Consider the following 23,382-nt stretch of genomic DNA (forward strand, 5'->3'; position numbering starts at 1 on the left):
ATTAAATAGTTGGTGCTAATGGCGGTGAGGATCCACCTGTTCCCATTCCGAACACAGAAGTTAAGCTCACCAGTGTCGAAAATACTTGGCGGGTGACTGCCTGGGAAAATAGAGCGGTGCCAACACAAAAGAAAAATCACTCAAAAGAGTGGTTTTTCTTCATATAGTCAGTGCTAATGGCGATGAGGATCCACCTGTTCCCATTCCGAACACAGAAGTTAAGCTCATCAGTGTCGAAAATACTTGGCGGGTGACTGCCCGGGAAAATAGAGCGGTGCTGACATTCCTCCTTAGCTCAGTCGGTAGAGCATGCGGCTGTTAACCGCAGGGTCGTCTGTTCGAGCCAGACAGGGGGAGCCAAAGACATCCATACGATTGTGTGGATGTCTTTTTTGTTGATAAAAAGTTAAAAGCAGGAAGCCTTCCTTTTTTTAGGAATAGCCTTCCTGCTTTTTCTTTATTCAAATTCGTAATAGTCTTTTTTATCAAATAAGTGGAAGGAAATTTGTATCAAAGAAAAACCTTCTTTTAAGAAGAGCTCGGAAAGTTCTTTAGCAACCCGATCCTGAACAGCTTGCGGACGTTCATACCACCAAATTTGGATGATAGGATATGGTTCAGTTAAGCCCTCTTTGGTAAAGAATTTGGATTCGCAAAGTTCTACAGTAACCCAATCTTCTGGACATTCCACCAAACAGGAAACGGTTTCAATCATCGGGGAAGCGAGTTTTTCCATGCGGGAGGCAGAAACACCTTTTACAATAATCTGTGGCATAATCAGATTCCTTTCTGTTTTATATTAGATAGCATAAATTGGACAGGTGTGTGTGGTGCAAAATGTAATGTCAGGAAAAATTCCTGCAAGCTTTTCTTTCAGCGTTTCGATCACAATGTCTTCCGTGTCAAAATGTCCTGCATCAAAGATGCTGATACCGGCAGCGGCAGCATTTAAATATTCGTGTTGTTTTACTTCCGAGGTGAGCAACGCATCTGCGCCGACAGCAAGGGCACTTTCCAGACAATCTGCGCCGGAACCAGAGCAAAGAGCAACTTTTTGAATTTTGTTACCTGCATCAGCAAATTTTACGCTGCGGGCATGGAGCGACTCTTTGACCAGAGCAGCGAATTCAGATGCTGAGATAGAATTTGAAAGAGTTCCGATACGGCCCAGATAACTTTGTGCAGCAGGGTCCAGTAATTCTAGTCCGGAAATATTTTGCAGTCCAACTGCCTGTGCTAGAACATCGTTGACTCCGCCCTCTGCAATATCCAAGTTGGTGTGTGCACTGATGACAGCGATTTGGCTGCGAATCAGATGATAAACAACGCTGTCCTCATTGACACGTTTGATTGGATGAAAAATAACCGGATGATGGGTGATAATCAGTTGAGCACCGATTTCTTTTGCGTAATTCACTACATCCATGGTGCAGTCAAGGGCAAGCAGTACTTTGGATACCGGTTGGTGGCGATCACCGACCAGAATGCCAGTATTATCAAAGTCCATGCTGAGGGAAAACGGGGCAAACTGATCAATGGCAGAATAAAGATCAAAAACGGTAGACATAATATTCCTCCATTCAAAAGGTAAAATCGAGTTAGTTGTTGAGTAAATTGTCGGTGATAGTTAAAATTTGTTGATAGACGGTCAAAAGTTTTGCAGCTTCTTCAGCATTTCCGCGATGAGAGAGACCTTCTGCAATGTCCTTTATAAATCCGGCGGTACGCAGCAATTTTTCTTTTGATTCAGCGGTGCGTTGTTCCGGCAGCATGCCGCAATAGCTTTCCAGCAAGGAGAGCTTTCGGCATTCTCCAGTATATTCTGCAGCAAAAACAACATAGGTGTATCGTCCAGAACGAAGAGCCTGTTCATGAAAGATAGGAAAGCCATTTTCGAATAAAAAAGAGCGGAGAATATGTTCCCGTGACTGCGGCTGAAGGATTAAACGAATACCAGGTTTCTTTAAAAAAGCAGCCTGTTTCAGAATGTCGGTGATTACCTCGCCGCCAATGCCAGCAATGGTAACATCAGTGATGGGGTATTGTTCCAGTCCCTGCAGGCCATCGGTTAAAACAGTTTGAATCTGAGCGGAAAATCCTGCCTGCTCGATGTTTTTTTGGGCAGAAGCCAGAGGACCGGGGTTGATATCGCAGGCATATCCGCGAACTGCACCACGCCGCATGAGTTCAATGGCAAGGTAACCATGATCACAGCCAATATCGGCAAAAATAGCGTCAGGACGTACCAGAGCGGCTGTGGCAGCTAATCGTGGGTCCAGTTTGGCAGACCGTTTTTGTGCCAAATTGATGCCCTCCTTTTACACAGAATGGTTTTATAAATTTAAGTATATCACAGGATAAAAAACGCAGCAAGAAAAAAGGGATACAGGATGCATTTGCATCCTGTATCCCTTTTTAATATTACAGATCAATGGTAAGTCCTACCGGGCAATGGTCGCTTCCCATAATGTCAGTATAGATTCTGGTATCACTTACTTTGTCCATCAGACGGTTGGATACTAGGAAATAATCAATGCGCCACCCTGCGTTCTTCTCACGGGCTTTAAAGCGATAGCTCCACCACGAATAGATACCGGTTGCATCCGGATTTTTTGCGCGGAAGGTATCGGTGAAGCCACTTGCAAGCAGCTCGGTCATCTTCTGACGTTCTTCATCGGTAAACCCTGCATTTTTGCGGTTGGTTTTTGGGTTTTTCAGGTCAATTTCCTGATGAGCGACGTTCATGTCTCCACAGATGATGACCGGTTTCTTTTTGTCCAGATTGCAGACGTATGCTCGGAAGTCGTCTTCCCACTGCATACGGTAATCAAGGCGTACCAATTCATTCTGAGAATTTGGAGTATAAACGGTAACCAGATAGAAGTTCTCATATTCCAGTGTGATTACACGGCCTTCATGGTCGTGCTCATCGATGCCAAGACCATAGGATACCGACAAAGGTTCCCGTTTTGCAAAGATGGCAACGCCGGAATATCCTTTTTTCTCGGCACTGTTCCAGTACTGAAGATAGCCCGGTGTTTCAAAGGATGCCTGATCCGGTTGCATTTTGGTTTCTCCAAGGCAGAAAAAATCGGCATTTTCGGATGCAAAGAAGTCAAAAAATCCTTTTCCAGCACAGGCACGCAGACCGTTGACATTCCAGGAAATCAGTTTCATAAAAGTCCTCCTTAAAATGAAATGGGATATTGAGGGATAAGAGAAGAAAATATCGTTTTATCAGAGAATCAATCATTGTCAGAAAGCCGTGAGGCAAACAGACGTTTCAGAAGCAGTGCACTGAGCAGTAAGGTCAAAAATTCTGAAACCGGAACGGTTGCCCAGATACCGCCTACACCAAAGAGGAAGCTGAGCAGGAACAAAACCGGAACCAGGAAAAACAATCCTCTGCCAAGGGAAATGAGTGTTGCTTCGCGGGAAGCCTCCAATGATTGATGGAAGGTTGCACTGATGATATTGAGCCCCATCGGCAGGTAAGCGATAAAGTAGATTCGGATTGCATAAACGGCAACCTCAACCAGATCGGGTGTTGGTTCGGTAAAGATGCTGACTACGGCAATCGGGAAAAATTCCCCGATTAACACAAAGCACAGCGAAGCGCACAGCACAGTAATGACTCCTAGACGGAAAAACTGTTTGACACGATGAATATTTCCAGCACCGGCATTGATGCTGCACAGTGGCTGTAAGGTGGAGCTGGTGCCAGTATAAACGGCCAGGAACAGGTAAGCAACGTTGGAAATAATGCTGTAACAGGTGACGGCAGCAACACCGCCCTTGCTCATCAATTGGATGTTAAACAAAAGGATGATGAGTCCCGAAGAACATTCCGCAATCAAGCTTGGAAGACCATTCTGCCAAATTCGCTTGAGACGGGAGAAGAGCTGCAGATCGGAAAAACGGAATTTCAGACTGCAATCTGGTTTTAAAAAATGGGTGAGCATAATCAGAATGCTGATAAATCCAGAAAAAGCGGTTGCTCCGGCTGCTCCGGCCATTCCCCAGTCAAACAGGAAGATGCAGACATAGTCCAGCACGATGTTGAGAAGACAGCTCACAATACCCGCTGCCATAACCCGCTGTGGGTCGTGGTCGTTGCGGATAAATACACCCAGAAAATTGTTGACCACAAACAGAATAGCTCCGCCGTTTAAGATGCGCAGATATTGGCCGACCAGCTCGATGATGGAATCATCTGCTCCGCCAAGATAGGCGATAGGACGCCAGAAAACAGCGCCCAAAATACCGATAATCAGAGAAAAGATACAGGTAAACAGCACAGCTGCCGTAAAATAGCTGTTTGCTTCCTCTTCCTTTCCCTGTCCGCGGCAGATAGAAAGGGCGGTTGCTCCGCCCATGCCCATCATCTGGGCAAATCCGATCTCTAAGGAGTAACAGGGGAGGGTGATATTGAGCGCAGCAAGTCCTTGGCTGCCGACACCCCAACCGATAAAGATCGTATCAAACAAGACATACACTGCCAGCATCAGCGAGGAAACCAGATTGCTTCGAAAATATTGAAAAAATAATCTGGAGACCGGCTGTGTCAGCAGTGTTTCGGAAGAAGGTTGATTGGTTTCACTCATGATTTTGGCTCCTGATACAGAATTTTTGGATGCTGGTAACACAAAGAGACAGCATCCAGACGCTGGAAAATTCGCTGGCGGAAAGATTCATCCCAGCTTTTGTCATCTTTGTGCTCATCCATCACAAAATCCAGATGATTTTTCATGTGTTCCTTTGCGTCAAATCCAATGGGAGCAAAGGTCAATCTTGGATTATTTTCCATCTTGCTGGGGTGGTATCCCTGAATTTTGTCGCACTGAAGGTAGAACAGATCCTTCGCATAATAGATGTTCAGCCATTCTGGGTCAACTTTATCTCCGTTATAGTTATAATTTTTGCTGTAACATAACGTCTGACGGTTACTGAGGCATTCGCGCATTTCCATCAGGTTTAAGATGTTTCCCTGTTCATCGGTGATATATCCGCCATAGGTTGGGTCAACCATAATCCATTTACCAAGATCCCGAGCGTATGCTTCACAGACAACGTGGTTGTCCCGATCATAAGGGGACATCGGCATGATGGACATGGCTCTTGCGCAGATTCCCAGTCCCAGGAAGCATTCTGTCAGGGCAATGGACAAAGACAGGCAGTTGATGCCGTTTTCTTTTCCCTGGTCAAAGGAAAATTCGAGCAGCTTTTCTGCACAGGGTTCGATGTGATTGTCAAACTCCCCGTTGTGGAAGCAGTGCTGTGTCATCCACTCTACCATGCGGATAATTTTTTGCGAGTCGGGACCCTGGCCAGCAACATCTGTTAAATGATATTTCGAAACCACCTTCTCAAGCTGTGGATCAAAATGATATTGTATTGTTTCGTCCTGATTTCCAGTTTGAAATTCAGACGCTGATTTTAACATACCGGCATAAACACGATCAAAAATACTGCAATCCATGATGAAATCTCCTTTCTTATTTGGTAATATCATAACACTTATTATTCTTTATTACAACATATATTGCATACAAATATATGTGCGCTTTCTGTGCATGATATAAAAATTATACTACAAAGGGATAACTTTGAAAAGGAAAATCCTGCATCACGCAAAAGAATGATTGACTTTCTGATAGGATCGGGTATGATAAATTTGTGGAGATCCAAAAGGATACGGGAGGAAAACAACGTGAAAGAAAAATTGCCGACCAAGACGTCGGAAAAAATCAGATTTATACTGTCTGTTCTGGTCTTTCTGGCATTTGTACCGCTGACCATCTGGGGAATTCCAAAGGTAATGGCGCTCCGTGATCCGGTTGCCAGAGAAAATCTTCAGCAGTATTTTGCATCTAAAGGAATCGGCGGATGGCTTATTTTTCTGGTAGTTCAGATTTTGCAGGTCGTAGTTGCCATGATACCGGGAGAGCCCATCGAAATCTGTGCAGGGTTATTGTATGGGCCGGTATGGGGAACGCTCAGCTGTATGCTGGGTATTTTGATCGGTTCGCTGATCGTTTATGCTCTGGTAAAAAAACTGGGTATGCCGATTGTATCTATTTTTATTGATCCGGATAGGCTGCAAAACTTGTGGTTTGTGCGGGATGAAAGCCGTTTTGAAAAAATTGCTTTTTTGCTCTTTTTTATTCCCGGAACCCCAAAAGATCTTTTGACCTGGGCAGCAGGTTTGCTTAAAATTAATCCGTTGCGATTCTTTCTCTTTTCCACCATCGCCCGACTGCCATCCATTTTGACATCTACCCTTGCAGGGGCTTCCCTGATTACCGGAGATTTTGTTACTATGGTGCTGATTTTTGGGATAACCGGCTGTATCAGTATCATTGGAATTTATCTGCACAAAAAAATCAGTCAGAAAAAATAAAGAAGAAATAGAAAAAAGCCTGTTTTTTTAAAAACAGGCTTTTTTCTAAAGTTAAGGTTTGTATGAGAGTTTGAAGATGGCTTTTCTTAATCATCGCACGTTGTCCGGACGCCGATGAAAAATGCTTTTGGTTGTAGAAAAAAGGAGGTTTTTCTGACGACCATAAGTCACAAGTTATCTTGATTCTGATTATAGTATAAGAATGCAAAAAAGTCCAATTGTACTTTTGTATCATTTTCCAAAAAAGTATTGATTTTTCCTATTCATCGATTTTGAGGGAATCCAGATAAGAGCCAATGGCATCACCGGCAAGCTGTGCGGTATATAAAACTTCTTCCAGAGTATTTCCATGGGAACCAAGCTCCAGCAGCAGTGAACCGGTAGTGAGATCCTGATTATATTTTCGGTAACAGAAAAAGACAGGTCGGGTCAGCGTTGGGTAACGGCTTTCAATGGCGTCCTGCATCCCGGCAGCAAATCGGAAGTTTTTGCTCCAGTTTGGCATATCCATTGTGCCGTCATCACATCCGGCGATAATCATCATCTGTGCAGCCTTTTTACCGTTGATTTCGGTGATGGGTTTTACCAGTGTGGTGTCCCGCTGAACGGCGTCACGGTGAACATCCAGCACCACCTTGATGCTGGGATATTTATCCAGATAATCTTGTACGGTGACAGCACTGCGCTCGTAGGAACCGTTATAGGAAGGATAGTCGTGTTGTGTTTCGTCATGCAGCACTTCAATTCCGTGGGATCGAATCGCCTGAGCCATCACCTCTCCGGCAGCGACAATATTTTGTGTGTTGTCGGTGGTTCGCCAGGTGTGTCGGGTATCGTATGTATCAGTATCATACGGTTCAAAGCTTTCGGTTGCATGGGTGTGCATAATGAGCACCTGGGGGCCTTCAGAGTCGATTTGGACCGGATTTTCCTGCTGTAGATAGGTTTGCGCTTCTTCATCAGAAACGGAGGTTGTATTTTTAATAACGCCGGCACCAAAGGTAAGCTGACCGGTTTTGTCCTGTATGGAGAAGTCCTCCTCCACAATCTCCCCCTGATACTCTTCGGGGATAGAATAATCCTCAGGCATCTCCTGTGAGGAAGAAAGTTCAGGAAGATCGGAAGCTGAATTGTCCTGTGTATCTTGAGATTTTAAAGAATCGGAATCTGTTTTGGAATCAGAGGAAGGTTTAGGAGGATTTTCGGAAGAGTTTTGAGAAGAAAAAGGCAGCTCCTCCTGATTTGGGTCGCTGATATCACCGGCAAAACGCTGTTCCAGATGATCGATAGCGCGGTCGGGAACGGTGGAGAGCGCAGAAAAAACCGCAGCATCTTCCCGAAGATTTTGTATTTGCGGCTTAATCTGTTCCACCAAAACAGCAGTGGAAAGAATCCCGGGGACTGTCGCCACAGCGACCAGTCCCCAGAGCATTCCTTTTTTCAGAATCTGTTTTTTTCGTTTTCGTCCCATTCTTTTAACCTCCAAAACGAAACCCGTTTATTTTCCTGTTTTGATAGATATGCAGAAAGGACGATAAATAGAAGAGAAAAATTTTATGCGCATAGGAAGGAAATTTCCTCCAGACTCAGCTCAGGATAGAGAGCTTTGTTGATGGCAAGGGAGATAAATTTTGCCGAGTGGCCGATCATCCGGTCAACCTCCCTTGGGGTGACCATCGCACAGCGGGCGGAAGGGTCAATTTCTTCTTTAGGTTTCTGGGAGAATTCAGCGGTCAAAGTAGCCCCGTCAATGACAGTGGGGACTCCGATAGAGATGACAGGAATTCCCATCGTTTTTTCGCTGATTTCCTTCCGGCTGTTCTGGACGCCTGAGCCGGGAGAGATACCGCTGTCTGAAATCTGGATGGTTTTTCCAAGGTGGGAATAATCCTGTGCAGCCAGAGCATCCACTGCAATGACAGCGTCGGGACGGATAAAATTGACCAGAGCGGACAGAATTTCCCCGGTTTCAATTCCGGTTTGTCCCATAACTCCCGGCGCAATAGCGGAAGTTTTTCGAAGAGTATCAAGACCAGTCTGCTTTGCAAGTTCTCCTTTAAGATGGCGGGTAGCGAGAATCCGGTTTATGACCGCAGGTCCCAGCGCATCTGGAGTGATTTGATTGTTGCCAAGTCCGGCGACCAGTACACTTCCATGGGAGGGCAGCAGCTCCCGAATACAGTCGGCTGCCGCGTTAATTTCGTCCTGGGGGTCCAAGAGACTGTTCCAGAGCGGAGGAGTCTGGATGGTGATATATCTGCCGCGCGGTTTTTGCAGCTTTTGTGCAACTGCAGGGGTGGTGATTCTAACACAGGTAATCTCAACTGAGCCGTGTTTTTTGGTGTGTACTGAGAGACCTTCCGGTAGAGATTTTGAAGATTTTTCACAAGTGTTTTCCTGCTTGAGAAGACTTTGAGCAAGCTCGATTGCAAGATCAGAGCGGGGAACAGAGAGAGGTTTTATGTTCATAACAAGCTCCTTTCGGGGAAGAATTTTACAATCAGAGCTTTGGTTTGATACGCAAAAGTATTCAAAACAGGTGAGAAAATGAAAAAAATGCTGGGAGAGTGACCGAATAAAGCTGTTTAAAAGGATGGTAAATTGGAACAGTATACAAATAATTAAGAAAAGAGTTGATTTTTAGGTAAAAGGATGGTAAAATTGAGTGTACTGTCAAGATGGAATAGGAGGTGTTTAGAATGGCAAACATCAAATCTGCTAAGAAGAGAATCCTGGTTCAGGCAAAACGTGAAGCTCGCAACAAAGCATACAGAACCAACCTCAAAACTGTTCTGAAAAAAGCTAATGCAGCTATCGCAGAAAACGCAGAGAACAAAGATGCTTTGGTTAAAGCAGCTGTTAAAACAATTGACCAGGCTTGTGCAAAAGGTATCATCCACAAGAACTGCGCTGCTAGAAAGAAATCCACTCTCGCTGCTCTGGCAAAATAGTTTTTGCACCGGGCTGTAAAGCAGGATTCAATTTGAAGCAAAAATAAAATTATCCGGATAATTTTATTGGAAGATCCACAGGCCGTCAGGTCTGTGGATTTTGTTTTTATACAAGGAGTGAGCTTGCAAATGGCACATAGCGAGAAAATGACTCAGACCCAATCTCTTTTTAAAGGAAGAATCATTGAGGTGAAAAAGGACAAGGTCCTTTTGGAAAACGGGAAAGAAACCACCAGAGAAGTGGTCGTACATCATGGTGGTGTTTGTATTGCGGCAATTGATGAACAGGACAATATCCTTCTGGTCAAACAGTTCCGCTATCCTTATGGGCAGGAACTGATCGAGTTGCCAGCAGGCAAGATCGAGCTGGGAGAAGACCCTAAAACCTGTGGCATCCGTGAACTGGAAGAAGAATGCGGCTGCACAGCAGATCACTTTGAAAAGCTGACCGAACTGTATCCAACCCCTGCTTACTGCACCGAAATTATCCATATCTATTACGCACAGGGCTTGCATGAAACCAAGCAGCATCTGGATGAAGGGGAATTTTTGACTGTAATGCGCGTGCCGTTTTCTCAGGCGGTGCAGATGGTGCTTTCCGGTGAGATCAAAGACGCCAAAACACAGATTGGAATTCTCAATCTTCTGGCAAGAAGAAACCAGAAGACAACAACCATGTAAATAAAGTATGAACTTTCGCACAAGTAGGAAAGTTTGTGCTATAATAAAAAACACAGACTGCCTTTCGTTATCGAAAGGCAGTTTTTTATGGATGAGAATTTGAAAAAAGGAAGGGATCAAGCCATGGAAGAACAGGAAAATAAGCTGGGGACAGCACCGATTGGAAAGTTGTTGGTGCAGATGTCGCTGCCGGCAATCACTGCACAGGTTATTAATGCGTTGTATAACATTGTAGACCGAATTTATATCGGTCATCTCCCAGAAGTGGGTTCACTTGCGCTGGCATCACTGGGTGTAGCGTTTCCACTGATTATGATTATCTCTGCATTTGCAGCACTGATTGGTATGGGCGGCGCACCAAGAGCCGCAATCGCAATGGGTGCTGGAAAAAAGGATGAGGCAGAGAAAATTTTGGGAAATTCTTTTTCTGCACTCTTTTTGATGTCAATTGTGCTGACCGTTTTGTTCTTGCTGACCAGCGATACATTGCTTACCTGGTTTGGTGCAACCGAAAAATCCCTGCCGATGGCAAAATCTTATTTTACCATCTATGTTTTAGGAACGATTTCGGTGCAGATGGCGCTGGGACTTAATTCCTTTATCAGTGCACAGGGTTTTTCCACCATGAGCATGATGACGGTACTGATCGGTGCAATCAGCAACATCATTCTCGACCCGATTTTAATTTATGGGTTTGATATGGGGGTAAGGGGAGCTGCGATTGCGACTGTTTTTTCCCAGACCATTTCGGCAGTTTGGGTCATTTTGTTCCTTACCGGCAAGAAAACCATCCTGAAAATCAAGATGGCAAACTTGAAGATCCAGAAGGAAATTCTGCTTCCAGCAATTGCGCTGGGTGTTTCCCCATTTATCATGCAGTCGACCGAAAGCTTAGTACAGCTGACCTTCAACGCGCAGATCAAACACTATGGTGGAGATCAGGTCGATATTCTGATCAGCGCTATGAGCATTCTGCTTTCCTGTATGCAGTTTTTCGTACTGCCAGTAACAGGACTGACTCAGGGTGCACAGCCGATTGTCAGCTATAATTACGGTGCGAAGAAGATTGACCGAGTTAAAAAGACTTTCGGACTGCTGGTAAAATCGGCTTTGATCTATACCACAACTGTTTGGGCGCTGGTTCTTCTGTTCCCAACTGTGTTTATCCGCCTGTTTTCCTCCGATCCGCAGCTGCTCGCGATTGCTCCAGGATATTTGAGAGTATTTATGTCCGGTATGCTGTTGCTGGGTGCACAGTTTAGCTGTCAGCAGACCTTTGTTGCGCTGGGCCAGGCAAAGGTATCCATGTTCCTGGCACTGCTCAGAAAGATTATCCTTCTGATTCCTCTGGCACTGATCCTGCCGTTGGTTATGGGCTTTAATGGTATTTTTATTGCAGAGCCTGCGGCGGATGTCTTGGCATCGTTGAGTACCTCGACAGTATTTTTCCTGATGACCAGAAAACTTTTTTCCGGCGAGAAGACATCGCTTAATGATTAATAAAAAAATCCTATCTGAGTGCTTTGCACTCAGATAGGATTTTTTCTTTAGCTTTTTTCGGAGGATTTGCAGAGAAGTCCGGCAAGCAAAGCAGCGATAATTGCTACTGTAATACCTCCGGCACTGGCAGTCAGTCCTCCGGTAAAGGCACCAAACAGCCCATCGCTGCTGACCGCTTCCCGGACACCTTTTGCAAGAGTTGCACCAAATCCGGTCAAGGGTATTGTAGCACCCGCACCGGCAAAATCGATCAGCGGCTGATACAGTCCGATTCCGCCTAAAATGACCCCGAGAACAACATAGGAAACCAGAATTCGGGCGGGAGTAAGTTTGGTATAGTCGATGAGCACCTGACCGATGGCACAGATGATTCCTCCCACCAGAAAGGCTTTGAGTAAAAGGAACAAATCCATCAGCAAATGACCTCCTTTGGGTTTGGGGTGGACGAAAGATAGACAAGGTGAGCAATACCCGGAATACTCTCTCCCTGCTGTGTACTGGTGGGGCTCATCAGCGCACCGGTTGCAAGAAAGAGCACATTTTTTAACCTCTGGCAGGCAATCTGAGGGAGAATAAAAGAACACAGCACCGATGCTGCACATCCGCAGCCGGAGCCGCCAGCATGGACATCCTGTTTTTTGCGGTCATAGATCATAAGCCCACAGTCATTGTGGAGCTTTGCCATGGGGTAACCTTCTGCCTGCATCAGGCGTTCGAGCAGACGGCTTCCCACAAAACCGAGGTCACCGGTTAAAATCATGTCATAATCTTCCGGTCTGGTTCTGGTGTCAGAAAAGAACTGACACAGAGTTTTGGCAGCTGCAGGTGCCATGGCGGCGCCCATATTGTTAATATCGGTAATTCCGAGATCCTGCACAGTGCCGACTGTGACAGCGCGTATAAAAGGAGCCTGTACGCTTGGAGCAACTACACAAGCACCGGAACCGGTTACCGTCCATTGTGCAGTGGGGGTGCGCTGACCACCATATTCCAGCGGAAACCGGAACTGACGCTCTGCGGAGCAGAAATGAGAGGAGGTAGCGGCAAGGCATCGCTGCCCCAGTCCGGTGTCGACAAACATGCTGGCAAGACATAAGCTCTCGGACATAGTCGAACAGGCACCGTACAGACCGAAGAATGGGATCAGCATATCGCGGGAAGCGTAGGCAGAACTGATGCACTGGTTGAGAAGATCCCCTGCAAACAGAAAGTCGATCTGATCTTTTTGGGTATTGCACTTTTGCAGCGCCAATTCGATTGCTGTTTTCTGCATGTGTGTTTCTGCCTTTTCCCAGGTTTTCTGTCCAAAGGAAGAATCATCTGACAACAGGTCAAAATATCCAGACAGAGGTCCCTGCTTTTCTTTTTTTGCACCGACAGCAGCATAACCGATAATGGAGGGGGAGGAAGAAAGGATCAGTGTTTTGTTTCCTATTCGTTTTGCCATATCAAATCATCTCCCTTTTATCCAAACAGAACCAGAATGATTCCATAAATGACCGAGGCACTCACGCCATAAACGATGACAGGACCGGCGATGGAAAACATCTTGGCCCCAAGTCCCAGAATGTAGCCTTCTGTTTTAAACTCCATCGCAGCACTTACCATCGAGTTTGCAAATCCGGTGATGGGGACAAGGGTTCCGGCGCCCGCATGCTTTGCAATATTGTCATAAACATTAAGCCCGGTCAATACAGCGGAAAGAACAACCAAGGAAAGCGAGGCAAACACAAAACCAAGTTCCCCAGCCCCTCGGCTTTGGTAGAAAAAGACCAGCAGCTGACCGATGGCACAAATACCACCGCCAAAAACGAAGGCTTTCAAAATATTCATAGGCCCTTTGGATTTCGGGCTTTCTTCCTGTGTCCATTGTGCGTATTCCTGTTTTGTCATGGATGGGTTCTCCTTTCAAAGGCAAATCTTACATGTTAAAGAAATTTTTATTGTATCTTTTGCCTGATTCGTGTATAGTTATAGTATGTGCCAGGGAGAATCGTTTCATTTCTGGAAGTTATTGGAAGATTATCTTGTGATTTTCTATAATAAAAAAGGGGGAGATATCGATGGTTGACTTTCTTCGTCGCAGCTGGGCAGTAGTGGATTTGGATTGCATTGATTATAATATCCGTTCCATCAAACAGAAGCTGAAGCCGGGCTGCATGATTATGGGTGTTGTCAAGGCGGATGCCTATGGACATGGGGATAAGTATATTGCGGATGAGCTGGTTCGTCTGGGAGTGAACTGGTTTGCGGTATCCAACCTTACCGAGGCGATGTCCCTGCGCAATCAGGGAATCTATCACCCTATCCTGATTTTGGGAACAACCCCACCAAACAAAGCAAAACAGCTTTGCGAATACAATATTACACAGGCAGTATTTTCGCTGGAGTATGCGAAAAAACTCCAGCAGCAGGCGCAGCGCGCGGGTGTGACGGTCGCCTGCCACATTAAGGTAGATACCGGAATGGGAAGAATCGGATTTGAAGCGGATCAGGACATGGATACCGCGGTGGAAGAAATCGCACAGGTCTGCCAGTATTCCAATCTGCGCTGTGACGGTATTTTTACCCACTTTTCCAGTTCGGATGAATATAACGATGATTCGATTGACTATACCCGTCAGCAGTATGAGTGTTTCATGAAAACCTGTGATGAGCTGCAAAAACGCGGCATCCATTTTATGATTCGGCATTGCTGCAACAGCGGCGGTATTGTCAATTATCCGGAGTTCCATCTGGATATGGTTCGTGCCGGTGTACTGATTTATGGTTTGGTACCGGATAAGGCATGTGAAGGAAAGATTGACCTAAAACCTGCAATGCAGCTTCACTCGGTCATCTCGATGATCAAGGAGGTCAAAGCGGGGGCAAAACTCAGCTACGGCAGAACCTTTACCGCAGACCATGATATGCGCATCGCAACTGTTCCAATCGGATATGCAGACGGTTATCACCGCAGCCTTTCTAATCGTGGCAGGATGCTGGTAAATGGCCATTTTGCTAACATCGTTGGCAGAATCTGTATGGACCAGCTGCTTTTAGATGTGACCGGAATTCCGGAGCTGAGCGATGGAATGCAGATCACCATTGTCGGAGAAGAGGACGGCAAGCGCATTACCATGGAGGAGATTGCTGCCATGACCGATACCGTTCACTATGAAATCATGTGCGTTATCGGAAAACGTGTGCCGAGAGTTTACCGCAGAGGTGGAAAAGATATCGGCGTAGTTGACTATGTCCGCCATATGGTAGAATAAAAGGAAACTAAACTTATAAAAAAACAGAGCATCCCTTCCAAACGGAAGGGATGCTCTGTTCCCACTAGGGGGAAAGATAAAGTGAAGAAGGAGGGGAGAAAATGAAAACGTATTGGATGGCGGCAGTTATTATTCTGCTCATAATCATCTTAGTTTATACACTGTATCGAAAATTTCGCTGCGCCAATCCCTGGAGCCGTGCACCCTATGAGCGCAGACAATATTTTTTGAGTCCGGCAGAAAAAGCTTTTTATGATATTCTTGATGAACTGGTTGGCGAGGACATCACCATCTGTCCGAAACCTTCCGTCAGGGAAGTTTTGCAGGTAAGAGCAGATGTCAGAAGGGACAGGCTCAAATATTTTAATTGGATTTCTCAGAAGCATATTGACTTTGTGCTGTGTGATAAGGATACCATGCAGATTCTCTGTGCAGTCGAGCTGGATGACCGTTCCCATGAGCGCTCAGACCGTCAGCAGCGGGATGCATTTCTGGACAAGGCGTTTAAAAAAGCAAAACTCCCTCTGTTTCATATTCCCTGCAAAAAGAACTATGGCGCAAAAGAGTTAAATGAACTTTGTCGATTCCTGTGCAGTGATATGCTGGAACTAAGCGACGAAGAGGAGGTTGAGGAAATTCCCATCTGTCCTGACTGCGGGGTCCCGATGGTGTTAAGGACAGCTTCCCGCGGGGAACACAAGGGACAACAGTTTTATGGATGCCCCAATTTCCCGGAATGCAGACAGACAAGACCTTATCGGGGATAAAAACAAAAGCGCGGACTGCCCGTTCGGGCAGTCCGCATTGAAGAAGAAAATGGTGTTATCAGAAAAGAATTAGAAATCAACTTCTTCATCGTAGAAGCAGCATTTAAGCAGTTTTTCCATCTGAGCAGGAGTGATTTCACGTGGGTTGGAGCCGGTGCAAGCATCGCCAACAGCCAGTTCAGCAACCTGTGGCAGTTTTTCGAGGAATTCTTTTTCATCGATGATGCCGCCTTCGTAATCACGGATGCAGGTTGGAATATCAAGCTGTTTGTTCATGTTTTTGATATGAGCGATCAGAGCATCTGTGGTTGGCTCAAGTCCCAGGAAAGCAGCAATTTCCGCATAGCGTTTGTCAGCTTCTGGATTCTTGCTGTTGTATTTGATAACTTTTGGCAGATACATTGCGTTTGCGCAGCCGTGAACAATGTGACCGCCGCTGTATGCAGCACCGGTTTTGTGTGCCATGGAATGAACGATACCCAGCAGAGCATTGGAGAATGCCATACCAGCCAGGCACTGTGCGTTGTGCATGCTTGCACGAGCTTTCATGTCGCCATTATAGCTTGCTACCAGATCGCGGCTGATCATCTTGATTGCGTGCAGAGCAAGAGGATCGGTGTAATCGCAGTGCAGAGTAGAAACATAAGCTTCGATTGCATGGGTCATAGCGTCCATACCGGTGTGAGCGGTCAGTTTCTTTGGCATGGTTTCAGCCAGAGCAGGGTCAACGATTGCAACGTCTGGAGTGATATTGAAGTCAGCCAGAGGATATTTAACGCCTTTCTTGTAGTCGGTGATAACCGAGAAAGCGGTTACTTCGGTAGCGGTACCGGAAGTAGATGGGATGGCGCAGAATCTAGCTTTTTTGCGAAGTTTTGGGAAGTTGAATGGGATGCAGAGCTGTTCAAAGGTGGTGTCTGGATATTCATAGAATGCCCACATTGCTTTTGCAGCATCGATTGGAGAACCGCCGCCGATGGATACGATCCAGTCAGGCTCGAATTCACGCATCATTGCAGCACCTTTCATAACGGTGTCAACAGATGGGTCTGGTTCAACGCCTTCAAACAGAGCAACTTCCATGCCTGCTTCTTTCAGATAATCACATACTTTGTCCAGGAAGCCAAAACGTTTCATGCTGCCGCCGCCGACAACAACAATGGCACGTTTTCCCTCTAAGGTTTTCAGTGCTTCCAGTGCGTTTTCGCCGTGATAAAGATCTCTTGGTAATGTAAATCTAGCCATGATAAATGCCCCCTGATATCATTTGACTGATGGTGTGTTATAATAAGTTGGTTAAATTTTTATTAACCTTCTAAGCCCCATTATATACGCCTTTTTTAATTTGTCAATAGTTTAACAATCATATTTTGAGAGTTTTGAAAAAATCGGCAAATAGCTTATTATAAGCCCAAAAACTTGAACTTTTTGACCGAAAGAAATGGAGACAAACGATGGAATATACGCTGATCCGCAGCAAAAGAAAGACAGCGGTGATACAGATTCAAAAGGATGGAAGCATTGTCGTCAGGGCACCGCAGCGCCTTGCAAAAAAAGAAATTGACCGGTTTGTGCAGCAAAAATCGGAGTGGATTTCTTTTCATCAGGATAAGATCAAAAGAGAACGGGAGAGGCTGGGTACCTTTTCCTTTTTAGATGGCAGATTTCCTTTGTTGGGGGCGATGTTTCCGGTGGAATATCTGGATGAAGGAAAGCCATTTTATCATGAGGGGACATTTTTTCTGTGCAAAGGAAACGAAGAGGAACTTTGCGCACAGGCACAGCAGCTTTACCGAAAGATTGCACGGGAAGAGCTTAGTCACAGGGTAGATTTTTATGCGCAGAAAATGGGAGTATCCCCAACAGCGATTCGAATCAATGGAGCAAAGGAAAGATGGGGTTCCTGCTCCGGAAAGAACAGCCTGAATTTCAGCTGGCGGCTGATGATGGCGCCGGAGCACGCAGTCAATTATGTTGTGGTACATGAACTGTGCCACATCCTGCATCATGACCATAGCAGAGAATTCTGGCAGGAAGTTGAGCGCTTTTTTCCTGACTGGAAAGAGTGCCGGAACATTTTAGCACAAACATCACAAAAGCCTTATTTTATGATACAGGAATAAACAATCAGGGGGAAGAACTCTTATCTGTTCTTCCCCCTGATATTTTGATTAACCCATCATGCTGGAAATGCTTTCAACAATATCGCCCACAGCCTGAACAGCCTTGCCGGCTTTTTTCTTCATCTGTTTTGCGGTATTTTTCTTTTTACCGGTCATCATATAAGCAGCGGTACCGACTGCAGCGGTAACAGCTGCACCGGTGAGAATAGTTGGAAGGTTCATTGGCATAAATCTCACTCCTGTTTGAAATTTGGCTTCACTGATATTTGAGTGAAGCATCATTTTTATTATGTCGCTGACAAACCAGGATAAACAATGAAGATTCTGGATTTTAAACATTTGTTTTTAAAGTTAGGAAAGGTTAAAATGATTTTCCAGTAATTTTGAATTAATTGTTATTTTAGCAGGATAAGTGGCATTAAGTTACAGAATTTCAAGAAAAATTGTACATTGTAAACAATCTTTAAATATGGTATAATATAAAACTGTGCGCTGTTTTCAGACGTTATTAGGGAATATCAATGAGGGGGCACAATGATTCATTTAGGGGAGTATTTTTAAACGTTTGAAAAACGCATGAAGAAGATAGACTAAGATAAAGGCGGAGGAATTATGGAAGCACTGATTACACGTACTGACGGATTGATGTTCGTCATTTTGTTAATGGTGGCATTTTCTCTTTGGCTCCAGCGTTACAAGGTATTTAAATCGCTGGGACCTGTTTTAACGGTTGTTGTATTTGGTATTATTCTTTCCAATACACATATCGTTCCAATTTCGCACGATGTATACAGCATGTTGTCGACCTACTGCGTACCGCTGTCGATTTCGATCTGTATGCTGAGTATGAACCTTACCGAATTGAAAAAACTGACAAAAGAGCCTGTTTTGGCACTGATTTCTGCAATCAGCTCTGTTTGTCTGGTCGCAATTGTTCTGGGTATTTTCTTTGCTCCAAGAATTGTAGAGGGCTGGAAATGTGCCGGAATGTTCGTAGGAACCTACACTGGCGGTACTCCAAACCTGACTGCTATTGCAACCGGTCTGGATTGTTCGAGAGAAACACTGGCAGCTGCAAATGCAGCAGACTATGTTGTTTCCACCCCATTGATGGTATTCCTGTTTGCAGCTCCAATGCTGATGAAGGCATCCAAAAAATGGAACAAGTTCTGGCCTTACCAGTTCAGCAAAGACGAGCTGGAGGAAGGCGATAAAGAGCCGCTGATGTCCGATAAAAAATGGTCTATCCGTGATATTGCATGGCTGCTGACCATCGGTTTTGGTATTACATTCGTTACTACTGCTTTTTCTCAGGCAGTATTCCCAGAAAGCTTCTGGAAAGCTGGAAGACTGCTGCTTCTGACAACTGTTTCGATCTGTGTAGCACAGCTCAAACCAGTACAGAAACTGCGCGGCAACCTGGACCTGGGTCTGTTCATCTCTCTGACCTTCCTGTCCACCATCGGCTTTGCAGTTGATTTACAGCAGTTCATCGGTTCTGCATTCATGATGACCATGTACGTCCTGTGCATGCTGGTAGGTTGTATCCTGCTGCACCTGGTTATCTGCAGACTGCTCAAGATCAAATATGAGTATGTTGTTCTTTCCATGGTAGGATGTATTGTTGATGGTCCAACCTCTTCTCTGACCGCTGCTGGTGCAAACTGGAAATCTCTGATTAACGTTGGTCTGATTATGGGTGTTCTGGCAGGCGCTGCCGGAAACTATGTCGGCATTTTTGTTGCCTATACTGTCCGCACAATCTGCGGTCTGTAAGTTATTGTGAATTTATTTTGCCCCCCGCCGGTATTGTACCGGAAAATATTGTAATAAAAAAGAATCTGTCCTTTGGACAGATTCTTTTTTATTTTCGAAAAGTTCGCATTTTCCTAGGGGCAGTTGTGATATACTAAAAAACAGAAAAAGGAGTGAGCCGATTGAATTTGTTCAGCAAAAGACCACACAAAAATGTTCTGCGGTTTTGGGCGATGATCCTGACCGGAGCAATCCTGATGACCTCCCTGAGCGGATGTATGGGAGAAAAACTTGTGCCAACCGAACTTTCGTTTTCACAGGTGGAATATGAGCGTCCGGACGGACAGGGCGTTCTGGATTTGATTGATAAGGCAAAAGAACAGGCAGAAAACGATATCCTTCCGTTTGGAATGATCTGGACTCTGCGTAAAATCGGGGACGCAACCCAGGAATTTTACAGCATGATGACCATTGCACAGATTCGAAATTATCTGGATGTCAATGATACCTTTTACAGTGAGGAAATGGAATATCTGGACACCTTTGATGCCCGAATTCAGAACAGCTATAATCAGATGTTTTCTTCCATTGAAAATTCCCGCTTTTCATCGATACAGAATATGATCTTTGGCGAAAGCGGAGCAGAAGATCTTCAGATGTCCTCACAGGCAAGCTCGGAGGAGATCCTTTCCCTGCAGGAACAGGAAAAAAAGCTGGTAGCAGAATACTACTACGAATATGCGCAGGCAACAGTCAGCACGCCGGAGGGAGAGGTGTTGTTCTCATCCCTTGATTCGGAGGGACAGTCGGCTTATTACAATCAGTTTATCCAAAAATACAATCAACAGTTTGGAGAACTTTATCTGGAGCTGGTTTCCTTGCGGGAACAGATGGCACAGGCACTGGGATATGACAGCTACACGCAGGTGGCAGATCTGGATATGCTTCGAAACAGCTACACCCGTGAGGATATCAAAACCTTCCGGGAAGATATCAAGCAGACCATTGCGCCGGTTTACCGCAGCTATCTGGAAGACTTTTACCGGCGTGCAGAAAACCGGGATCAACCGGGATATGTGTATCTGCTGGGAGAGCAGTCTCCCGTTCCGCAGGGAAGCTGGCAGGAAACACTGGACCAGTTTGAGCAGTTGTACCAGCAGATGTCCGAGCAGACAGGGGAGTGTTATTCCTATCTGCTCTCCCATGAGTTTATTGATGCCGAACCTTCCCAGACCAAGGCAAACGTTACCTTCAGCACCCTGATTTATTCGCTCAACACTCCATTTTTATTTGCCAATATGAACGGCAGTGCAGAGGATGTGTTCAGTATCTCCCATGAGTTTGGACATTGCTTTGCTATGTGGCAGCAGCTGAAACTGGGTTCCCAGCAGGAAGGCCGCAGCATGGATGTCAGTGAGATCCATTCACAGGCAATGCAGATGCTGACCTTGCCTTATTATGAAATCTTTTATGGGGAAGATGCCGGTACAGCCCGCAAATATGATGTTTATACCATGGTGGCAGGAATTCTTACCGCAGCGATGAACGATGAGTTTCAGGAAAAGATCTATGAGAACCCGCAGATGACCGTGCAGGAGCTCAACGAGCTTTATAAGGAACTTGCAATGGAATACGGTCTGGTGGTGGAATCCCCTTACTTTGATATGGAAAGTTTTTCGATGGGATGGTTTACTACCAATCAATATTTTGATACACCGTTTTATGCGATCGACTACGCTCTCTCCGGCTGTGTTGCAATGGAATTTTTGCAAATGGGGTTGGAGGATTACACCAAAGCGCTGGAAACCTATCTCAGTCTGGTACAGCAAAATTCGGATTATGACTTTATGACCGTTCTGGAGGAAACCGGATTGTCCTCTCCATTTGAAACGGAGCAGATGGAAGCCCTGGCACAGACGATGGAAGACTTTTTACAGGGGGACGGAAGTTTTTCCGCGGACAATACCGAACAGGAATCTTTACAGGATGCGGCTTAAATAAAAGGGAAGAGGGAAAGAGCATGAAAGAAAAACTGGAAGAGCAGCTGGCTGCGTTAATCAAAAATAAAGTTTGTATCGCATTTTCGGCAGGGGTGGACAGCACGGTTTTGTTGTATGCCTGCTGTGAAGCAGCAAAAAAAGAGGGAATCCCGCTCGATCATATTGCAGCGGTTACCTTCTCGACGGTGCTGCACCCGCAGGCAGACCTGCAGGAAGCCAAGGAAATCACAAAACAACTGCATATCCGTCATGAGGTGCTGGTGGTCGATGAACTGAAAAACCCGAAAGTGATTGCAAATGGAATTGACCGTTGCTACCACTGCAAGAAAGAACTCTTTTCCAAAGCACTTGAGTTTGCAAAGCAAAACGGATATGCTGCGGTTTTGGATGGAACCAATGCCGACGATCACAAAAGTTACCGCCCTGGGATCCGGGCAATCCGGGAATTGGGTGTGATCAGTCCGCTCTCCGATCAGGGACTGACCAAGCAAGAGATTCGTGCTCTTGCCGCTCAAATGGGGCTTTCCTGTGCTACAAAGCCGGCAACACCCTGTCTTGCGACCAGAATCCCTTATGATACACCGCTGGGGCCCCAAACTTTGCAGAAGATTGAAGAAGGGGAAGAAATCCTGCATCGGGCAGGGTTTGCAAGCTGCCGTCTGCGTGTCCATGGGGATCTTGCTCGCATCGAGGTGGAACCAGAAAAGCTGGAACAATTGATTGAGCAACGGGAAATCATTTCCCGGGAAATTCTGGCACTTGGATTTTCGTTTGTCACTCTCGATTTGCAGGGACTGCGCAGCGGATGCTATGATCAGGTAGAAAAACTAATCTAAGACAGCAAAAAGGGAGAAAGTCATGGGTGTTAAAATTGTTTATGGGAGCCATTACGGCACGACTGAGCGTTATGCGCAGGAGCTTTCCCGCAGAGTTGGGATATCGGCAGTAGATTACCGTAAGATGGGTGAAATTTCCTCACAGGATACGGTTATTTATCTGGGCGGATTGTATGCAGGTGGTCTGGTCGGTTTAAAGAAAAGCCTGCCAAAGTTAAAGACAGCAGCAAATCTGATTGTTGTGACGGTGGGACTTGCTGACCCGGAAGAAGAGGAAAATGTACAGCATATCAGAGCATCGGTTACAAAGCAGCTTGGGGAAGAGTTAACGGCAAAGACGACCTTTATCCATCTGCGGGGCGGAATAGATTATGGAAAACTGAATATGCTCCACCGCACCATGATGAGGATGCTGTACAGCCAGATTAAGAAAAAGCCGGTCGATCAGCTAAGTGAGGAAGATCAGGAGCTGATTGCCACCTATGGAAAAAAGGTTGATTTTACCGATTTAAGCAGTGTGGAGAAGATCCAAGCACTGTTAAAATAAAAAGACAGAGGAAGTGTTTTACATGAGAACATGGGAAGATTGTGCACAGTTTCATGGACATAAATGCCCAGGATTGGCAATCGGTTATCGTGCGGCAGTGCTGGCAATGGAAAAGCTGGGATTGTCGGAGGGCTCTCAGGATGAGGAGCTGGTCTGCATCAGTGAAAATGATGCCTGCGGTGTAGACGCTATTCAGGTAATAACCGGATGCACTGCAGGAAAAGGAAATCTGATTTTCCACATGACCGGAAAAGAGGCATATTCCTTCTATTGCAGAAAGAGCGGAAAATCGATTCGACTGGTCTTTCAGAGGGACGATATAGAAAAAACAAAGATGAGTAAGGAGGAGCGGATGCAGCAGATTCTGACTGCTCCAGTGGAAGAGTTGTTTGTCTGCAAACCGACAACGCTCAAACTGCCGGAAGAAGCAAAAATCTTCGGCAATGTTGTCTGTGCAAAATGCGGGGAAACGATCCCAGAGCCGCTTGCAAGACTGGAAAACGGACAGATTCTCTGTTTGGACTGCTGCACCTCCTACCGTAATTTCTAAACACAAAAAGACCCG

General features: G+C 45.6%; 25 protein-coding genes, 1 tRNA gene and 2 rRNA genes. 15 read left to right on the forward strand and 13 right to left on the reverse strand.

Translation table 11 applies throughout. The annotated features are described in order from the left end of the window. Positions 1-8 precede the first annotated feature (8 nt). The 3 genes from rrf (BQ5375_RS00150) to BQ5375_RS00160 all read left to right on the forward strand — a co-directional run bounded on the left by rrf (BQ5375_RS00150) (position 9) and on the right by BQ5375_RS00160 (position 360). Positions 9-125, forward strand: a 5S ribosomal RNA gene (gene rrf / locus BQ5375_RS00150). A gap of 41 nt (positions 126-166) precedes the next feature. Next, positions 167-283 (forward strand): 5S ribosomal RNA (gene rrf / locus BQ5375_RS00155). Between the two features lies 1 nt (position 284). Continuing rightward, positions 285-360, forward strand: a tRNA-Asn gene (locus tag BQ5375_RS00160). A 97-nt stretch (positions 361-457) separates the two neighbouring features. Here BQ5375_RS00160 and BQ5375_RS00165 read toward each other — a convergent pair. The 6 genes from BQ5375_RS00165 to BQ5375_RS00190 form a co-directional block, all read right to left on the reverse strand. Further along, positions 458-775 carry a DUF1904 family protein gene (locus BQ5375_RS00165; RefSeq protein WP_022131565.1) on the reverse strand — a complete coding sequence of 106 codons (318 nt, stop codon included), beginning with the start codon at positions 773-775 and terminating at the stop codon, positions 458-460. A gap of 24 nt (positions 776-799) precedes the next feature. Next, positions 800-1,567, reverse strand: a complete 768-nt coding sequence (locus tag BQ5375_RS00170; protein WP_022131564.1) for a Nif3-like dinuclear metal center hexameric protein — start codon at positions 1,565-1,567, stop codon at positions 800-802. A 31-nt stretch (positions 1,568-1,598) separates the two neighbouring features. After that, positions 1,599-2,303 carry a class I SAM-dependent methyltransferase gene (locus tag BQ5375_RS00175; RefSeq protein ID WP_022131563.1) on the reverse strand — a complete coding sequence of 235 codons (705 nt, stop codon included), beginning with the start codon at positions 2,301-2,303 and terminating at the stop codon, positions 1,599-1,601. Between the two features lie 118 nt (positions 2,304-2,421). Next, the gene (locus BQ5375_RS00180; protein WP_022131562.1) at positions 2,422-3,177 is read right to left on the reverse strand and encodes an exodeoxyribonuclease III; all 756 of its coding nucleotides are present in this window, start codon (positions 3,175-3,177) and stop codon (positions 2,422-2,424) included. Positions 3,178-3,245: 68 nt separating this feature from the next. Then, positions 3,246-4,604, reverse strand: a complete 1,359-nt coding sequence (locus BQ5375_RS00185; protein ID WP_022131561.1) for an MATE family efflux transporter — start codon at positions 4,602-4,604, stop codon at positions 3,246-3,248. Continuing rightward, the gene (locus tag BQ5375_RS00190) at positions 4,601-5,479 is read right to left on the reverse strand and encodes a transglutaminase-like domain-containing protein (protein ID WP_022131560.1); all 879 of its coding nucleotides are present in this window, start codon (positions 5,477-5,479) and stop codon (positions 4,601-4,603) included. The genes BQ5375_RS00185 and BQ5375_RS00190 overlap by 4 nt, the downstream gene beginning before the upstream one ends. A gap of 231 nt (positions 5,480-5,710) precedes the next feature. On the opposite strand from BQ5375_RS00190, the gene BQ5375_RS00195 reads away from it, so the two are divergent. Further along, entirely contained in the window at positions 5,711-6,400 is a 690-nt protein-coding gene (locus tag BQ5375_RS00195; protein WP_022131559.1) for a TVP38/TMEM64 family protein, read from the forward strand. Between the two features lie 259 nt (positions 6,401-6,659). On the opposite strand, the gene spoIIP is transcribed toward BQ5375_RS00195, so the two are convergent. After that, complete coding sequence (gene spoIIP, locus BQ5375_RS00200) at positions 6,660-7,871, reverse strand: stage II sporulation protein P (RefSeq protein ID WP_022131558.1); 1,212 nt, start codon at positions 7,869-7,871, stop codon at positions 6,660-6,662. A gap of 83 nt (positions 7,872-7,954) precedes the next feature. After that, positions 7,955-8,869 (reverse strand): GPR endopeptidase, encoded by a 915-nt coding sequence (gpr, locus tag BQ5375_RS00205; protein ID WP_022131557.1) that lies wholly within the window; start codon positions 8,867-8,869, stop codon positions 7,955-7,957. 230 nt (positions 8,870-9,099) lie between these two features. On the opposite strand from gpr, the gene rpsT reads away from it, so the two are divergent. The 3 genes from rpsT to BQ5375_RS00220 all read left to right on the forward strand — a co-directional run bounded on the left by rpsT (position 9,100) and on the right by BQ5375_RS00220 (position 11,532). Continuing rightward, positions 9,100-9,351: a 30S ribosomal protein S20 gene (gene rpsT / locus BQ5375_RS00210; RefSeq protein ID WP_022131556.1), complete on the forward strand. Its 252-nt coding sequence runs from the start codon at positions 9,100-9,102 to the stop codon at positions 9,349-9,351. 129 nt (positions 9,352-9,480) lie between these two features. Further along, complete coding sequence (locus tag BQ5375_RS00215) at positions 9,481-10,032, forward strand: NUDIX domain-containing protein (protein ID WP_022131555.1); 552 nt, start codon at positions 9,481-9,483, stop codon at positions 10,030-10,032. A gap of 123 nt (positions 10,033-10,155) precedes the next feature. Further along, positions 10,156-11,532, forward strand: coding sequence for an MATE family efflux transporter (locus BQ5375_RS00220; RefSeq protein WP_022131554.1), 1,377 nt, complete (start codon positions 10,156-10,158; stop codon positions 11,530-11,532). A 47-nt stretch (positions 11,533-11,579) separates the two neighbouring features. Here the strand turns inward: BQ5375_RS00220 and spoVAE are convergent, their stop codons facing one another. The 3 genes from spoVAE to BQ5375_RS00235 are packed head-to-tail and all read right to left on the reverse strand — an operon-like array spanning position 11,580 to position 13,425. Next, positions 11,580-11,945, reverse strand: a complete 366-nt coding sequence (gene spoVAE / locus BQ5375_RS00225) for a stage V sporulation protein AE (protein WP_022131553.1) — start codon at positions 11,943-11,945, stop codon at positions 11,580-11,582. After that, positions 11,945-12,979 carry a stage V sporulation protein AD gene (gene spoVAD, locus BQ5375_RS00230; RefSeq protein ID WP_022131552.1) on the reverse strand — a complete coding sequence of 345 codons (1,035 nt, stop codon included), beginning with the start codon at positions 12,977-12,979 and terminating at the stop codon, positions 11,945-11,947. Before spoVAD ends, spoVAE begins: the two co-directional genes overlap by 1 nt. A 17-nt stretch (positions 12,980-12,996) precedes the next feature. Then, positions 12,997-13,425: a SpoVA/SpoVAEb family sporulation membrane protein gene (locus BQ5375_RS00235; RefSeq protein WP_022131551.1), complete on the reverse strand. Its 429-nt coding sequence runs from the start codon at positions 13,423-13,425 to the stop codon at positions 12,997-12,999. 170 nt (positions 13,426-13,595) lie between these two features. Here BQ5375_RS00235 and alr point away from each other — a divergent pair, with 170 nt between their 5' ends. Continuing rightward, the gene (alr, locus tag BQ5375_RS00240; RefSeq protein WP_022131550.1) at positions 13,596-14,789 is read left to right on the forward strand and encodes an alanine racemase; all 1,194 of its coding nucleotides are present in this window, start codon (positions 13,596-13,598) and stop codon (positions 14,787-14,789) included. A gap of 101 nt (positions 14,790-14,890) precedes the next feature. After that, a complete protein-coding gene (locus BQ5375_RS00245) occupies positions 14,891-15,556 on the forward strand; it encodes a DUF2726 domain-containing protein (RefSeq protein WP_022131549.1) in 666 nt (221 codons plus the stop codon). Positions 15,557-15,625: 69 nt separating this feature from the next. On the opposite strand, the gene BQ5375_RS00250 is transcribed toward BQ5375_RS00245, so the two are convergent. Next, a complete protein-coding gene (locus BQ5375_RS00250) occupies positions 15,626-16,801 on the reverse strand; it encodes an iron-containing alcohol dehydrogenase (protein ID WP_022131685.1) in 1,176 nt (391 codons plus the stop codon). Between the two features lie 209 nt (positions 16,802-17,010). On the opposite strand from BQ5375_RS00250, the gene BQ5375_RS00255 reads away from it, so the two are divergent. Further along, entirely contained in the window at positions 17,011-17,679 is a 669-nt protein-coding gene (locus BQ5375_RS00255; protein ID WP_076917216.1) for a M48 family metallopeptidase, read from the forward strand. Between the two features lie 48 nt (positions 17,680-17,727). Here the strand turns inward: BQ5375_RS00255 and BQ5375_RS00260 are convergent, their stop codons facing one another. Further along, positions 17,728-17,907, reverse strand: coding sequence for a hypothetical protein (locus tag BQ5375_RS00260; RefSeq protein WP_022131597.1), 180 nt, complete (start codon positions 17,905-17,907; stop codon positions 17,728-17,730). A 384-nt stretch (positions 17,908-18,291) separates the two neighbouring features. Here BQ5375_RS00260 and BQ5375_RS00265 point away from each other — a divergent pair, with 384 nt between their 5' ends. The 5 genes from BQ5375_RS00265 (at position 18,292) to BQ5375_RS00285 (ending at position 23,367) form a co-directional block, all read left to right on the forward strand. Continuing rightward, positions 18,292-19,455: a DUF819 family protein gene (locus BQ5375_RS00265; RefSeq protein WP_022131598.1), complete on the forward strand. Its 1,164-nt coding sequence runs from the start codon at positions 18,292-18,294 to the stop codon at positions 19,453-19,455. Between the two features lie 161 nt (positions 19,456-19,616). Then, positions 19,617-21,431 (forward strand): gluzincin family metallopeptidase, encoded by a 1,815-nt coding sequence (locus BQ5375_RS00270; protein WP_022131599.1) that lies wholly within the window; start codon positions 19,617-19,619, stop codon positions 21,429-21,431. A 23-nt stretch (positions 21,432-21,454) separates the two neighbouring features. Then, positions 21,455-22,270: an ATP-dependent sacrificial sulfur transferase LarE gene (gene larE, locus BQ5375_RS00275; RefSeq protein ID WP_022131600.1), complete on the forward strand. Its 816-nt coding sequence runs from the start codon at positions 21,455-21,457 to the stop codon at positions 22,268-22,270. 22 nt (positions 22,271-22,292) lie between these two features. Further along, complete coding sequence (locus tag BQ5375_RS00280) at positions 22,293-22,817, forward strand: flavodoxin domain-containing protein (RefSeq protein WP_022131601.1); 525 nt, start codon at positions 22,293-22,295, stop codon at positions 22,815-22,817. A gap of 22 nt (positions 22,818-22,839) precedes the next feature. Further along, positions 22,840-23,367: an FmdE family protein gene (locus BQ5375_RS00285; RefSeq protein WP_022131602.1), complete on the forward strand. Its 528-nt coding sequence runs from the start codon at positions 22,840-22,842 to the stop codon at positions 23,365-23,367. Positions 23,368-23,382 lie beyond the last annotated feature (15 nt).

Source organism: Negativibacillus massiliensis (assembly GCF_900148495.1).
Lineage (GTDB): Bacteria > Bacillota > Clostridia > Oscillospirales > Ruminococcaceae > Negativibacillus > Negativibacillus massiliensis.